The organism is Streptomyces sp. RKAG337 (assembly GCF_023701715.1).
GTDB lineage: Bacteria > Actinomycetota > Actinomycetes > Streptomycetales > Streptomycetaceae > Actinacidiphila.
Genome location: NZ_JAJOZA010000001.1, coordinates 3,099,742 through 3,113,977, shown reverse-complemented (window position 1 = coordinate 3,113,977; position 14,236 = coordinate 3,099,742). Strand labels below are relative to the sequence as shown.

The window sequence follows — 14,236 nt, the reverse complement described above, 5'->3', positions numbered from 1 at the left end:
GTTACGCGCTGGGGTCCTTCATGTTCATGGCGCCGAACATGAACAGGCCCATGAGGTCCTGCGGGGTGAGCACCCGCGCGCCGGCCGGGGCCGTCACCTGGTCGCTGCCGCCCTGGAGGCCGATGACGAGCGGGAGCTTGCCGTGGGCCTTCTCGTCGAGCTGGGAGACGTCCAGGCCGATCCCGGACAGCATGCCGTCCTTGATCGACAGGTCGACGGCGAGATCCTTCGCCGGGACCTTGCTGACGTCCGGCGCCTTGAAGCCCGGGATCTGCTTCTCCAGCGGGGCGAAGCCCTTGGCGAGCTCCTTGGCCGTCTGACCCGCCGGGACCGTCATCGTGACGTGGTCCACGCCGTTGCTGCTGCCTTTGTCGGTGAACTTCGCGTTGTGCGCGACCGCGCTCTTCACCGCGTCGAGCAGCTGCTGCTGGGTCTTGGCGTCGAGGGACGACGCACCCGGCATGGGCACCGGCAGCGGCGACTTGCCGAGGCCCTTGTCACCGCCGAGGGTCTTGCCGAGATCGGCGAACGCCGTCGGGTCGATCGAGATCCACTTGCCGGCCAGCGCGTCCTTGACGACACCGAGCGACGACGGCAGCTCGTCCGCCTTGGGGATGAGCTGGTCGAGCGGCGGGTGGTCGCCGCCCTTGGCGGCGCCGCCGAGCGCGGTCAGCGCCTTGACGTCGGCCCGCAGGTACATCTTCTTGCCGACGGACCTGACCTCGATCAGGTTCTGCTTCCCCTCGGCGTCCGAGGACAGCTGGAAGGAGAAGGAGGACGTGTCGCTCGCGGCGCCCTTCGCGTCCTTGGCGGCCGCGGCGTCCTTGAGCGGCTTGTCCGAGCTCAGCCCGAGCTTGGCGTGCAGACCCGCGAGCATCTTCGCGGTGTCCTGGGTGAAGCCGTCCGAGCCCTTCATCGCGGTCCAGATCTGGTCCGCGGTGGCGTCGAAGGAGACGGTCGCGGTGACCGCCTTCTGCTCGCCGAGCTTCTCCACGGCGTTCTGGACCTTCGCCGCCGCGCCGGCCTGCTGGACGGTGCCGCAGGCCGCGGAGGCGCCGGCTATGAGGGCGACGCAGCCGATGGCGGCCAGACCCTTGTGTGCGGTGCTGATGTGGTGACTCCCGTAGAACAAGCGGGCCTTCGGCCGGTGGCCTTCGACGCCGGGTGAGATCTGAAGATTAGCTGTGGACGCCGGTCGGCCCGAACGGGTTTTCCGGCGGATCGACCCGTCGTCGGACGGATCCGGCAGGGCGCATCGTTCGGTCATCGCATCGATCCGTTCCATCGCATCGGATCCGTCATCGCATCAATCCGTCGGGCGTGCGCGCGCGGAAGAAGAAGGCGGAGGCGACGCCGCCGAGGAGCCCGAAGAGGTGGCCCTGCCACGACACGCCCTGGGCGGTGGGCAGTACGCCCCACAGGATCGACCCGTACAGCACCGCGACGCCGAGCCCGACGGCTATGTCCAGCAGCCGCTGGTCCACGAACCCGCGCACCAGCAGATAGCCGAAGAGGCCGAAGACGACGCCGGAGGCGCCCGCCGTGTTGGTGTGGGCGGGCGCGACGAGCCAGACGCCCAGACCGCTGGCCAGGATGATGACGAAGGACACACTGAGGAAGCGGCGGATGCCGCGCAGCGCGGCGATGAACCCCAGCACGAGCAGCGGCAGGCTGTTGGCCGCGACATGGGCGAAGCCGAAGTGCATGAACGCGGCCGGGATGATGTCGCGCAGCTCACCGGTCTCGCGCGGCACGATGCCGAAGGTGTCGAGCGAGTGGTTGGTCGCCACGTCCACGGCTTCGAGCAGCCACAGCAGCCCCACCCAGGCCAGCATGAGCGCGGCGGCAGCCGTGACCCTCGCTCCGCTGCGCAGCGGAGCGAGACCGATACTCGCCTGCGCGGAACGGTCCGCGGTCGGTTCGTAGCTGTGACTCACCGAGGCCCCCCTCAGATCCATGTGTCCCTACCGTAGACAACGCCACCGACATCCGGAGTGGTTCCCGGCGAGAGCCCTCTCCCGCCGCCGGCCGTTCCGGGCGGCCGGATAGGCTCGCTGGGTGGACACGAGCCTGCGCAAACCCTGGATCGTCGGGGTCTCCGGAGCATCCGGGACGCCGTATGCCGCCGCCGTGCTCCGGGGGCTGCTGAGCGCCGGCGAGGCGGTGGACCTGGTGGTCAGCCGGGCCGCCCGGCTGACGCTGCTCGACGAGACGGGCCACGCGTTCCGGGACGCGCACTGGCGCGAGGACCTGCGGATCTGGCTGGCGCGCGGCGCCGACGGCAAGGAGGGCCAGTTCGATGTGTCGGACGCCGACCTGGCGGACGTGCGGTTCTGGGCCGCGGGCGATCTCGCGGCCGGTCCGTCCTCCGGTTCGTACCCGGTCAAGGGGATGCTCATCGTGCCGGCCAGTACCGCCTGTGTGGCGGGCGTCGCGCTCGGGCTGTCGAAGGACCTGCTGCAGCGGGCGGCGAGCGTCACCCTCAAGGAGCGCAGGACCCTGGTGGTCGCGGTCCGCGAGACACCGCTGAACGGCCAGACCCTCAAGCACCTGGTGACGCTCGACGAGGCGGGCGCGGTCGTGCTGCCCGCGTCACCCGCCTTCTACGCGGGCGCCCGGCACATCCAGGACCTGGTGGACTTCGTCGCCGGGCGGGTGCTGGACGCGGCGGCGGTGCCCCACCAGCTGTACCGCAGGTGGGAAGGCGAGCTCGGATCGGCCGCTTCCGCCTGACCGGCGCGCTGATGCGCAGGCCGCAGGGTCGCGGATGCCTTAGATTCTTGTTCGCACGGCGCAATCGATGCATGAACGGGAGGGTCCAGGCATATGGACGCGGTGGACAGGCAGCTCATCCAGGCGCTGCGCGAGAACGGGCGGGCCTCGTACGCGGAGCTGGGACGGCTGGTGGGGCTCTCCGGGCCCAGCGTCACCGACCGGATCAACCGGCTGGAGCAGGCCGGGGTGATCACCGGCTACCGGGCCACCGTCGCGCCCGTGGCGCTCGGCCTCGGCGTGACCGCCCTGGTCGGGCTGCAGCTCAGCGACGCGGCGGACCATGAGGACGTGGCGCACCGGCTGCGCGACCTGGACGAGATCGAGGACTGCTGGTTTATCGCCGGCGACGACTCGTACATGCTCAAGGTCAGGGTGGGCGACGTGGACGGCCTGGAGCGGACGATCCGCCGGCTGTCAGGAACGAAGGGCGTGGCCCGTACCCGGACCACGATCGTGCTCTCCACGAAGTGGGAGAACCGGGTCGGCTCGCTCCCCGAAGAGGCGTGAGTGGGGCCTGCTCGAGGGCGGGATCCGGGGGAGTAGTTTTGATCGGGTCGGAACGGCAACTAGGAGGCGGCAGGCATGGACGCTGGACTCAAGCGTGAGCTGGAGGAGAAGGTCTACGCGGGTGAGCGGCTGACCCGTGAGGACGGAATCGCCCTCTACGAGTCCGACGACCTCGCCTGGCTGGGTGGTCTCGCACACCACGTACGGACGAAGAAGAACGGCGATGTCGTTCACTTCAACGTCAACCGGCACCTCAACATGACGAACGTGTGCACCGCGTCGTGCGCCTACTGCTCGTTCCAGCGCAAGCCGGGCGAGAAGGACGCGTACACGATGCGCATCGAGGAGGCCGTCCGTCTCGCGAAGACGATGGAGGGCGAGAACCTCACCGAGCTGCACATCGTCAACGGCCTGCACCCGACGCTGCCGTGGCGCTACTACCCGCGCTCGCTGAAGGCCCTCAAGGAGGCGCTGCCGTCCGTCTCGCTGAAGGCGTTCACGGCGACCGAGATCCACCACTTCGAGACGATCTCCGGTCTGTCGGCCTCCGACATCCTGGACGAGCTGATCGACGCGGGCCTGGAGTCGCTGACCGGCGGCGGCGCCGAGATCTTCGACTGGGAGGTCCGGCAGCACATCGTGGACCACCGCACCCACTGGGAGGACTGGTCCCGGATCCACCGCCTCGCGCACTCCAAGGGTCTCAAGACCCCCTCGACGATGCTCTACGGGCACATCGAGGAGCCGAAGCACCGGGTGGACCACGTGCTGCGGCTGCGTGAGCTGCAGGACGAGACCGGCGGTTTCCAGGTCTTCATCCCGCTGCGGTACCAGCACGACTTCGTGGACATGAAGGACGGCAAGATCCGCAACACGCTGCAGGCCCGCACCACGATGGCCAGCGGCGCGGACGCGCTCAAGACGTTCGCCGTCTCCCGGCTGCTCTTCGACAACGTGCCGCACGTCAAGGTCTTCTGGGTGATGCACGGGGTGCAGACCGCCCAGCTGGCGCTGCAGCACGGCGCGGACGACATGGACGGCTCGGTCGTCGAGTACAAGATCACCCATGACGCGGACGACTTCGGCACGCCGAACAAGCTGAACCGGGACGACATCCTCGAACTGATCCGTGACGCCGGGTTCCGCCCGGTGGAGCGCAACACGCGCTACGAGATCATCCGCGAGTACCCGGGGCCGAACGCCGACCGGCGCGAGTCCCCGCAGCCGATGCGCCTCTGACCTCATTGGTTCGCCGAAGGCCCCGACAGCATGCATGAGCGTGCTGTCGGGGCCTTCGCGTTGTCCGGGATGCGGAAGCCCGTTGCCGAACGCCAGAAGTAATGGCTACCATCGGCCTATGACCCTTACCTTTGCGCGCGACCCCGAGCTGTCCACCGGCCTCCGCGAAGAGATCCTCCGGATCTGGACCGATGCCTCCAACGCCGGCGGCGCGGTCGGCTTCGTCCCGCCGGTCACGGCCGAGGACGTACGCCCGGTCGCCGACGGGCAGTTCGAGGCGGTCGGCGCGGGGACCCAGCGGCTGCTCGTCGCGTACGAGGACGGGCGGGCGGTCGGCACGGTCTTCCTGAAGCTCAACACCCACCGGCTGATGCGGCACTGGTGCACGCTGGTCACCGTCATGGTCGACCCGGTCCTCCAGGGCGGCGGGCGCGGCCGGCAGATGCTGGCCGAGGCCGTCGACTTCGCCCGCGACCTGGGCTTCGACGCGCTCCGGCTCGGGGTGCGCGGCGGCACCGGCGTGGACGCCTTCTACGCCGCCTGCGGCTTCAAGGAAGTCGGCCGCGTACCGGACGCGATCCGCGTCGCCGCCGACGACTTCCGCGACGACATCACTATGTGGCTCCCCCTGCACTGATCGTCGGCGGGCCGTGCTTCACTGGAAGCATGTTCCGTTACACCGCCATGCGTTTTGGCCTCTTCGTCGGCTGCTTCGCGGTCATCTGGGGTCTGGTCTCCCTGCGGATCCTGCCGGCCGGGCTCGGTGGCTCCAACCTCCTGTGGGTTGCGCTGCTCGCTCTCGTCATCTCCGCGCCGCTGAGCTTCGTGCTGCTGCGCGGCGCCCGAGATGCCGCGTCCGCCCAGGTCTCCGCGCGCGTCGAGCGCAGCCGGTCGAACTTCGCCAAGAGTCAGAGCGCGGAGGACGCGGCGGACGACGCCGCGCGCACCGCGTAGCGCCAGTCGGGCCGCAGGACCGCCCGGGGGTCGGTGGGTAACCCTCGTCACACGCTTCGCCATGCCCCGCCGGAACACCCCGTTCCCGGCGGGGCTTTGTGCTGTCCGCGTGCCGGCCCTGGCCGATTCCGGGCGTCCACGTCATGGGAACCCAAAGAATGACTTTGAGTTTCTCAAAGCTCCAGTGTTAGCGTCCGGAACATGTCTCCTACATCCAGTCGCGTACGCATACCCAAGATCCCGTTCTGGGCGCAGATCCTCGGCGGCCTCGTCCTCGGTGTGTGTCTCGGCTGGATCGCCCGCAGCGGCGACATCGCCTGGCTCGGCAAGACCCTCGACGAGATCGGCTCGATCTTCGTCCAGCTGCTCAAGCTGGCCGTCGCCCCGCTGGTCTTCTTCGCCATCGTGGTCTCCATCACCAACCTGCGGAACGTCTCCAACGCCGCCCGGCTGGCCACCCGCACGCTGCTCTGGTTCATGATCACGTCGCTGATCGCGGTCTCCATCGGCCTCGCGATCGGCCTGCTCACCAACCCCGGCTCCGGCAGCGGCCTCACCCCGGCCGACGGCGCCAAGCCCAAGCACACCGGCTCCTGGCTGGACTTCCTCACCGGCATCATCCCGACCGACGTCATCTCGCCGTTCACCGAGCTGAACGTGCTGCAGATCGTCTTCATGGCGGCCGTCGTCGGGATCGCGCTGCTCCAGCTCGGCGAGAAGGCCGAGCCGATCCTCACCCTCAGCTCCGCCGTTCTCGAACTGCTGCAGAAGGCCCTGTGGTGGGTCATCAAGCTCGCCCCGCTGGGCACGCTGGGCCTGATCGGCAACGCCATCAACACCTACGGCTGGAACCTGATCAAGCAGTACGCGACCTTCACCGCCGACGTCTACATCGGCTGCGCCCTCGTCCTGTTCGGCGTCTACCCGCTGCTGCTCGCCACCGTCGCCAAGGTCAGCCCGCTGCAGTTCTTCCGCGGCGCCTGGCCCGCCATCCAGCTCGCCTTCGTCTCGCGCTCCTCGGTCGGCACCATGCCGGTCACCCAGCGCGTCACCGAACGCCTCGGCGTCCCGCGCGAGTACGCCTCCTTCGCCGTCCCGTTCGGCGCCACCACCAAGATGGACGGCTGCGCCGCGATCTACCCGGCCCTCGCCGCGATCTTCATCGCCGAGGTCTTCGACGTCCACCTGGGCATCGGCGACTACCTGCTGATCGCCTTCGTCTCCGTCATCGGCTCCGCCGCCACCGCAGGCCTCACCGGCGCCACCGTCATGCTCACCCTGACCCTCTCCACCCTCGGCCTCCCCCTCGAAGGCGTCGGCCTCCTCCTCGCCATCGACCCCATCCTCGACATGATGCGAACCGCCACGAACGTCGCCGGCCAGTCCGTCATCCCGATCATCGTCGCCGCCCGCGAGAACATCCTCGACCGCGACAAATACGCCACGGCCCACGGCGCGGACCTCGACAGCCTGATGGAAGACGAAGCCTCCGCAGACCGCGAAGCGCGCGTCCCGGTCGCCGCGTAGTCGTATATGCGGCAGTGCCCCCGATCCCCGGCATCCGCCGAGGGGCCCGGGGGCACTGGCACGCTGGTTGGAGTCCTCAAGGCTGACGCCGCGTTGCTCTCTGGGATGCTGGAAGCACCTGCGAGAGGGGCGGCCTGCATGCGGTGGAAGACTCACGGCGAGCGTCAGATCTACGCCAACCAATGGGTGAACCTGTTCCTCGTCGATGTCGAGCAACCGGACGGGCGGCGCTGGGAGCATCACGTGGTGCGGATGCGCCACTTGGCCGTGGCCGCTGTGGTGAACGACCAGCGCGAGATCCTGATGATGTGGCGCCATCGCTTCATCACGGACTCATGGGCGTGGGAGCTGCCGATGGGGCTCATCGAAGAGGGCGAGACCCCCGACGAGGCGGCTGCGCGCGAAGTGGAAGAGGAGACGGGCTGGCGCCCCGCGCCGATGAAGCCGCTCATCTACGCCGAGCCCGCCAACGGGATCACGGACTCGCAGCACTACGTGTTCCGGGCCGATGGGGCCACGCAGATCGGGCCTCCGACGGAGAAGAACGAGTCCGACCGGATCGAGTGGATCCCTCTGGACCGGGTGCGCGGCATGATCGACCGTCGGGAGATCGTCAGTAGCGGTTCACTCGTGGGTCTGCTGTACGTGCTGATGGATGAAGCGATCCGCTGAGCTCAGCGCAGCATCTCGCGTGACCGCAGGTCGAAAACTGCGTCCTTGATCGGACCGACGACGTAATGGGGCTGCCCCAACACGGCTGCGCACAGCGCCTCCCCGCCGTGCTCGTCATCGTGGGCCCAGCAGAGGGGCCTCCGGCGTGTTGCTGTTCTCTGCTGCTGATGGCTTACGGATCTTGGTGAAGCCCGGCCCATCGCGCCAACGTCGTCAGTTCCGGTTTGGCGCGTCTGTGCAGAGACACCAACACTCGCAGTACCTCGCGTGCCATTGGGTGGATGCGTGCCATCTGCGGCGCCACCCTGCGTGCCTCCAACAGCGACTCCAAGGCCCCGTCCCGGTTGCCTGCCGCCAGATGCGCGCGAGCGGCGTCAATGTGGAGGTGGCCGATCCTGGTGGGCGTCAGCCCTGGAAGCTCTGCCCCGGAGCGCGTCAGGTCCTCGGCCATGCCTACAGCCTCGTGGGGCTTGTCGAGTTCAATCCATGAGGCCATTTGGTGGAGCCGGGTATTGCCTCTGCCGAACGTCAGATTGTGGCAGAGCATGTCTGCGTCTCCGAGCTGGTCTGCCAGCGTGGAGGCGTGCCGGACGTGCTCAGCGGTTGCGGCGGTGTTTCGGGCCCGTGAGGCGAGAGTGATCGCGCGGAGATGCAGGCTGCCGGCCGCGACAATCGCTTGTTGGTTGTTACTGGGTGCGGCGGACAAGAGCACGATGGCGCGTTCGATAACGCCCATACCCCCGTCGTAGTCACCGGCCGTTTGGAACGTGCCTGCCTCCGTCCATGCGCTCGCTGCTTGCGCGATGGGTGACCATGTCCGGGTGGCGGCCCACTGCTGCCGCGCGACGATCAATTCGGCAAGGTCGGGGTAACCCAGGCGATGCGCCACGGTGTAGGCGCAGCTGTACGCGTCGACCAGGAGAGCCCAAGCCTCGGGATCGTCGGCCTGGTGCGCGTGAATGGTGGCCCGGTTGATGAGACCGGGGAGAGTTTCTGCGAGTTCCCGGTACTGAGTGGCGGCGCGCAGTACGGATGCTTTGCGGAGGTCCGCGTGGAGCGCGTCCGTATCGGGCGTCTCTCCATCTGGCTGGGAGTATCGACGGACCGCTGCACGCAGCGCGCTCATGGTCTCGTCCGCGACAGGGGATTCCGCGTAAGGCTGACCGTAGACGACCTGTACGGACACGCCGAGAGCGTCCGCCAGCTGCGTCGCTACGGCAGGAAGGCAAGCGCGGTCGCCGACCTCGATCTTTTGCAGGAGTGACACCGAAACGCCCGCCCGATGCGCCAGGGCCGGCTGGGTCCATTCCCGTGTCTTGCGGAGTGCGGCGATGTTGGCGCCGACAGTGCCTGTCGTGGTGTCAGCTGCGTACATATCCCCAGTGTGCTGCGCCAGGGCCGTCCATGGCGCGATATGGACTCACGCCTCCCACGGGTGTGCAACTTCTGTGCAAGTTCGCCCGGCGCTTTGGGAGTTATCTGGTTCGAGAGCAGGGAGTGACCTCTCGCTAACTGTACGGAAGCAGCGATGTACGGAGGATTCTCGCCGATGAGACGGTTCGTAGCCGGTCAGCCGGCGTACCGAGGGGATCGCCGCCGAAGTGACAGCCCGCAGGATCGCTCGCTGACCGAAGAGCAACGCGCTGGTATGCGCTGTTGCTACTGCGGTGTGTGGCTTCAGGACGACGGCCGCCGCTTCATCGATTCGCGGTACTGCTCTACGCCTGTGACCCGAACTGTCCGACTCCCAAGGAGGATCCCGCCATGAGTACCCCTGTTCCCCGTCCGCCCGACCCGTCGCCGATCCCTGTCGCCAAGCGCGGCACCGCCAAGAACCGCACTTCCCGGAAGGACAACTGACATGGCCAAGGGTGGAGACCACTCCGGCAAGCCTGACACCGCTCCGCAGGACGGCCACCGCGATCGGCCGCCGACGAACCTTCCCAAGCCCAAGAAGTGACGGCGCTCATGGACTACCCCGAACTGACGGTTCCGCGTGAGCCGTTCATCCCGCGTCTGATCGTTGCCGACCTCGGCCACGGTGACCGGATCATCGACCGTGACGACAACCCCGACCTGTGGGCTGAGGCGGTCGCCGCCGACATCCCGATCGTCACGCATAAAGACCTCGACGGTCCCACCTCGTCGAACTCCATGCCGTACATGGTCGCGCAGATGATCCGCGTGCTGGATGTGCAGCCCGGTCACAAGGTGCTCGGGATCGGTACCGGTACCGGCTGGGACTCGGCCCTGTTAGCGGACCGTGTGGGCGTCGAAAACGTGACCACCGTGGAAGTCGATCGCGAGGTTGCGGCGACAGCCCGCCAGAATCTCGCGGACGCCGGCTGGTCCGGCGTCCACATGTTCTGTGCGGACGGGGCAGCGGGATGGTTGCCCCGCGCTCCGTACGATCGCCTCCTCGCCAGCTGCTCCGTGCGCGAGGTCCCCTACCAGTGGGTGCAGCAGACTCACGGGGTGATCGTCACTCCGTGGGGGCACGGCCTGTCGAACGGCGGCCTGCTGCGTCTGGAATCCGACGGCGTGACCGCGAGCGGCCGTGTGGTGGATGAGGCGTCGTTCATGTGGCTGCGAGCCCAACGGCCTGCAGGATGGTCGGCGCCGGCCAACTTCACCCAGAGTGAGAGCTCCTTGGATCCACTGGAGGTGTTCGGCTCGACGGCAGCACTCTTTGCGATCGGCCATCGGGTATCGGGGGTCGAGTACGTCACGGTCCGCGAGGCGGACGCCCACGTCTCCGCCATCCACATCAGCGACGGAACATCCATCGCCGAAGTGGACACGGCTGATGGAGCCGCGTCGTTCACGGTCCGGCAGTCGGGCCCCCGCCATCTGTGGGACGAAGTCGAATCCGCGTACGCGTGGTGGACCTCGATCGGCAGGCCCGAGAAGACGGACTTCGGCCTGACCGTCATGGCCACCGGTCAGCGGGTGTGGCTGCACAGTCCCGACAACATCATCGACGGACAGGCGGTCCCCGATGAGTGACGATGACGCCCAGCCCCTGCCCTCTCGCATACCGGGCCGTTCCGGGTCGGAGATCGTCCAAGGCGAAGCAGAGGGCGCAGTCACTGCCTTCGCCGTGGACTTCATCGGCCGCCGAGACCGGCCCGCGCTACGGGCTCCCCACGAGCGTGATCACCCATTCCCTGTCACGCGCGACAGTCCCGACCCAACGCCCCCAGCCCGCTGACCCGACGAGGAAGGCCGAGCAGATGGCCCGCGACCCCGCGCAACTGCTCGGCCTTCCTCATCCTGACGAAACGGACGTGATTCCGTGAGCTACCTCTCCGTTGCCATCCGTCGGACTGGCTCCGCCAGCCCGGTAACCGGGTCGCCGTTGGAAGGAGATCGAGCGCGGCATGCTCGTATGCCCCGACGAAACCGGTACGAAGCGGAGCGACCGCACCGGCCTCAGCCGCATCGCGGCAGCAGCTGCTCCCCGCCCGCCCCTTCCCGGTGGCGCGGTCGCCTCACGCGCCCGTCATGCGTGACGGCTGGGGTACGGCGTCCCACCACACGGAGCCGCCGGAGGATCGACCGAGCGCAACCAGCCCCTCCCTCCCTCCCTCGCTGCAGGCCGTCTTTGGCACCCCGTCCCGGCCGCGGTCGGCAGCGCTCCCTGCTACGCGTGCCGTGTGACGGTTGCCGTGTCTGAAGGCCCGCCCGATTTGCTCTCCTAGGAACGGGCTCAGGCGCGGCGACCCATCAACGTGCGTTGCTCGGTGCGCCGCCCTGGATGGAGTCGCGCATGACCTGGCGCAGCCGGCGGACCGCGTGGCGGTAGGGGAGATGGACCTCTTGCCATGGGTCGGAGCCCTGGTCCACCAGGGCGAGAGTGGTGATGCCGTCGCGGATGCTCCGCATTCCCTGGTACGCGTTTTCCGCGGCTTCGGAGACCACGGGTGGGGCGACCATGAGGAGTTCGTAGAAGGTCGGCAGTATGCGCTGGGAGCGGTAGGCGGTGATCACGTCGCCTGGGTCGACGGGTGTCGGACGGCTCAGGGCGAGGGTCTGCAGGGCGGTCTCGGTCTCGGTGAGGGCGGTCAGGAACTTCACGTAGGCCTCGCGGCGGACCTCTTCGAGACGGTTGCCGCGATCCCGCCGGGCCCGGAGGCCCTCGATCAGCATGGACGAGCCCACGCCGAGTACCGCACCGCTCAATGTGCCGACCAGAGTCACCCATCCCATGGCGACCACGATACGAAGAGCCGCAACCGGGCGGCAGTGCGGGCCGGGTCAGCCGGTGGCGAGACGGAAGTTGAGGCTGCCGAAGGCGACGTGGTCGCCGGGGTGGACGCGGACGGTGCCGGTGATGCGCAGGCCGTTGACGTGGGTGCCGTTGAGGGAGCCGAGGTCGGAGAGGAGCCAGGCGTTGTCCTGGTAGCGGAGCTCGGCGTGGGTGCGGGAGACGGAGTCGTGGCCGAGGCGGAGGTCGCACACGGGGGCGCGGCCGATGCGCAGGGGGAGGGGGCCGGGCTCGGGCAGTCGCAGGCCGGGGAGCTGTTCGGTGCGCCAACTGCCGCGCAGGCGTACGGAGAGCGCCGAGAGGCGGGCGACGGTGCGCAGCAGGAGCTGCGGGGCGCGGCCGCGGGAGGGGAGGTCGGCGAGGGCGCCGTCGACCTCGTCGCGGCTGCGGGCGGTGAGCACGATGTGCATGCGGTGCATGAAGGTGTCGTGGGAGATCCGGCCGTCGCCGGTCCCGGCGCGCAGCACGTCGAGTGCGTGGTCCCGCTCGTTCTCCGACGGCCGTACGCCCTGGGCGCGGAACTCGGGGGACGTCATGGTGGGATTGTCGGCCCGTCAGTAGGACTCTGTCCAGATTCACGGGGGGTGGCCGGTTGTCCGGAAGCCGCCGGGGGCCCTGTCGCGGGCGGCGGGCCGGGCGGGGACCCGACCCGTAGGCTTACTTTCGGGTAGCGGGTAGCGGGTAGCGGGCAGCGCTACGGGAGAGGTGGCACGGGGTGGGCGGGAAGACCAAGCGGGTGCCGCGGCAGGTGCGGGAGCAGCAGATGCTCGACGCGGCGGTCGCGACGTTCGCGCGGCGGGGGTACCGGGCGGCCTCGATGGATGAGATCGCCGAGCTGGCGGGGGTGTCGAAACCCCTCGTCTATCTGTATCTGAACTCGAAGGAAGAGCTGTTCACCGCGTGCATCCGGCGGGAGGCGGCGGCGCTCACCGAGGCGGTGATGGCCGGAGTGGAGCCGGGGGCGGCGCCGGACCAGCAACTGTGGTGCGGGCTGCGGGCGTTCTTCACGCATACGACGGAACGCCCCGACGGGTGGACCGTGCTGTATCAGCAGGCGCGGACCCAGGGGGAGCCGTTCGCGGACGAGGTCGCGAAGATGCGCGCCGAGATCGCCGAGTTCGTCAGGGAGCTGATCGCGGCCGCGGCCCGGGAGGCCGACTGCGACGGCGAGCTCGCCGAGCGGGAGGTCACGGCGCTGGCGCACGCCCTGGTGGGCGCGGCGGAGTCGCTGGCGGGCTGGGGCTGCGAGCAGCCCGGCCAGTCGGGGAAGGACACCGCGGCGACGCTGATGAACTTCGCCTGGGCCGGCCTGGACAACCTCATGAACGGCCGGCGCTGGGAACCACCTCGCCCGTGAGGTGGACGCGGCCGTCGCCGCGCAGCTCGAAGCGGGATCCCGTCCCGGGAGTGGTCCCGGGAGTGGTCCCAGGAGTGCTCTCGGCCGCGGTCCCGGCCGCGTAGGTCACCGTGCCGGGGAGCAGCACCGGTGCTCGGAACACGGCCCGCAGGGTGATCCGGCCGGCGTTCAGGGGGACCGTCTCGGCGGCGCAGCGGGCCACGGTCCACATGCCGTGGGCGATGGCGCGGGGGAAGCCGAGGGGCTTGGCGGTCCAGGGGTAGAGGTGGATCGGGTTGTAGTCGCCGGAAACCCGCGCATGGCGGCGGCCCAGGTCCGCGGTGAGCCGCCAGGTGGCGACGGCGGGCAGCGCGGACCCCGCGCGCTCCGGCGCCTCGTCGGGGCGCGGGCCGGTGGCGCCGCCGTGCCGGGCGAGGTACGTACTGCGGTCGGACCACACGAGTTCGCCGTCGAGGCGGGCCTCGGTCACGAGGACGGCCTCGGTGCCGCGGTGGTGCGGGCGGAGGGCCGAGGTGTGGACGGTCAGCTCGGGACGGTCGGTCGCGCGCAGGGCGCGCACCTGGGTGATCTCGATCGACGTGTGCACCAGGCCGAGCAGCGGCAACGGGAACGCACGGTCGGCCATCAGCTGTGCGGCCAGCGGGAATCCGAGGATGTGCGGGTAGGTCAGCGGTACGGCGCCGGTCGGCGGTACCGCGTCAGGCGCCGCGTCACGCCCGTCCTGGGTGAAGCCGCAGACCCGTGCGTACGCGGCGAGCCGGCCCGGGTCGATGCGTACGGCGGGCAGGACCAGCCGGTCGGTGGGCGCCGCGCTGTCGCGCGGCCGCCCGCGCTTGCGGCGCGAGCCGAGCGCGCCCCGGGCCAGGACCAGGGGCAGCCGCGGTGGCGCGGCGAGGGTACGGGTGGGCACGTCGGGTCGTCCCTTCGATGCGGGTGGA

The 14,236-nt window shown here is 69.3% G+C and carries 15 protein-coding genes; 9 read left to right on the top strand and 6 right to left on the bottom strand.

Features of this window, described 5'->3' with window-relative positions; all coding sequences use genetic code 11:
• Position 1: 1 nt before the first annotated feature.
• Positions 2 to 1,132 (bottom strand): hypothetical protein, encoded by a 1,131-nt coding sequence (locus LNW73_RS13600; RefSeq protein WP_250990077.1) that lies wholly within the window; start codon positions 1,130 to 1,132, stop codon positions 2 to 4.
• A gap of 166 nt (positions 1,133 to 1,298) precedes the next feature.
• On the bottom strand, positions 1,299 to 1,835 hold the full coding sequence (locus tag LNW73_RS13595) for a rhomboid family intramembrane serine protease (RefSeq protein WP_250992907.1): 537 nt from the start codon (positions 1,833 to 1,835) through the stop codon (positions 1,299 to 1,301).
• A gap of 223 nt (positions 1,836 to 2,058) precedes the next feature.
• On the opposite strand from LNW73_RS13595, the gene LNW73_RS13590 reads away from it, so the two are divergent.
• The 7 genes from LNW73_RS13590 (at position 2,059) to LNW73_RS13560 (ending at position 7,674) form a co-directional block, all read left to right on the top strand.
• Complete coding sequence (locus tag LNW73_RS13590) at positions 2,059 to 2,733, top strand: UbiX family flavin prenyltransferase (RefSeq protein WP_250990076.1); 675 nt, start codon at positions 2,059 to 2,061, stop codon at positions 2,731 to 2,733.
• 93 nt (positions 2,734 to 2,826) lie between these two features.
• Complete coding sequence (locus tag LNW73_RS13585) at positions 2,827 to 3,282, top strand: Lrp/AsnC family transcriptional regulator (protein ID WP_250977167.1); 456 nt, start codon at positions 2,827 to 2,829, stop codon at positions 3,280 to 3,282.
• Positions 3,283 to 3,357: 75 nt separating this feature from the next.
• Entirely contained in the window at positions 3,358 to 4,521 is a 1,164-nt protein-coding gene (gene mqnE / locus LNW73_RS13580) for an aminofutalosine synthase MqnE (RefSeq protein WP_250990075.1), read from the top strand.
• Between the two features lie 118 nt (positions 4,522 to 4,639).
• Positions 4,640 to 5,158, top strand: coding sequence for a GNAT family N-acetyltransferase (locus LNW73_RS13575; RefSeq protein WP_250990074.1), 519 nt, complete (start codon positions 4,640 to 4,642; stop codon positions 5,156 to 5,158).
• A gap of 29 nt (positions 5,159 to 5,187) precedes the next feature.
• Positions 5,188 to 5,475, top strand: coding sequence for a DUF4229 domain-containing protein (locus LNW73_RS13570; protein WP_250990073.1), 288 nt, complete (start codon positions 5,188 to 5,190; stop codon positions 5,473 to 5,475).
• A 201-nt stretch (positions 5,476 to 5,676) separates the two neighbouring features.
• Positions 5,677 to 7,002: a dicarboxylate/amino acid:cation symporter gene (locus tag LNW73_RS13565; protein WP_250990072.1), complete on the top strand. Its 1,326-nt coding sequence runs from the start codon at positions 5,677 to 5,679 to the stop codon at positions 7,000 to 7,002.
• Positions 7,003 to 7,140: 138 nt separating this feature from the next.
• On the top strand, positions 7,141 to 7,674 hold the full coding sequence (locus tag LNW73_RS13560; RefSeq protein ID WP_164607657.1) for an NUDIX domain-containing protein: 534 nt from the start codon (positions 7,141 to 7,143) through the stop codon (positions 7,672 to 7,674).
• A gap of 172 nt (positions 7,675 to 7,846) precedes the next feature.
• On the opposite strand, the gene LNW73_RS13555 is transcribed toward LNW73_RS13560, so the two are convergent.
• Positions 7,847 to 9,049: a helix-turn-helix domain-containing protein gene (locus LNW73_RS13555; protein ID WP_250990071.1), complete on the bottom strand. Its 1,203-nt coding sequence runs from the start codon at positions 9,047 to 9,049 to the stop codon at positions 7,847 to 7,849.
• 593 nt (positions 9,050 to 9,642) lie between these two features.
• Between LNW73_RS13555 and LNW73_RS13550 the strand changes: the two genes are divergently transcribed.
• Entirely contained in the window at positions 9,643 to 10,680 is a 1,038-nt protein-coding gene (locus tag LNW73_RS13550) for a methyltransferase domain-containing protein (RefSeq protein ID WP_250990070.1), read from the top strand.
• A gap of 720 nt (positions 10,681 to 11,400) precedes the next feature.
• Here LNW73_RS13550 and LNW73_RS13545 read toward each other — a convergent pair.
• Both LNW73_RS13545 and LNW73_RS13540 read right to left on the bottom strand, forming a co-directional pair.
• Entirely contained in the window at positions 11,401 to 11,883 is a 483-nt protein-coding gene (locus LNW73_RS13545) for a hypothetical protein (RefSeq protein ID WP_250977172.1), read from the bottom strand.
• 48 nt (positions 11,884 to 11,931) lie between these two features.
• Positions 11,932 to 12,477, bottom strand: coding sequence for an FHA domain-containing protein (locus tag LNW73_RS13540; protein WP_250990069.1), 546 nt, complete (start codon positions 12,475 to 12,477; stop codon positions 11,932 to 11,934).
• Positions 12,478 to 12,704: 227 nt separating this feature from the next.
• Between LNW73_RS13540 and LNW73_RS13535 the strand changes: the two genes are divergently transcribed.
• Entirely contained in the window at positions 12,705 to 13,298 is a 594-nt protein-coding gene (locus tag LNW73_RS13535) for a TetR/AcrR family transcriptional regulator (protein WP_250992906.1), read from the top strand.
• Here the strand turns inward: LNW73_RS13535 and LNW73_RS13530 are convergent.
• A complete protein-coding gene (locus LNW73_RS13530) occupies positions 13,261 to 14,208 on the bottom strand; it encodes a MaoC family dehydratase (RefSeq protein WP_250990068.1) in 948 nt (315 codons plus the stop codon). The genes LNW73_RS13535 and LNW73_RS13530 overlap by 38 nt on opposite strands.
• Positions 14,209 to 14,236 lie beyond the last annotated feature (28 nt).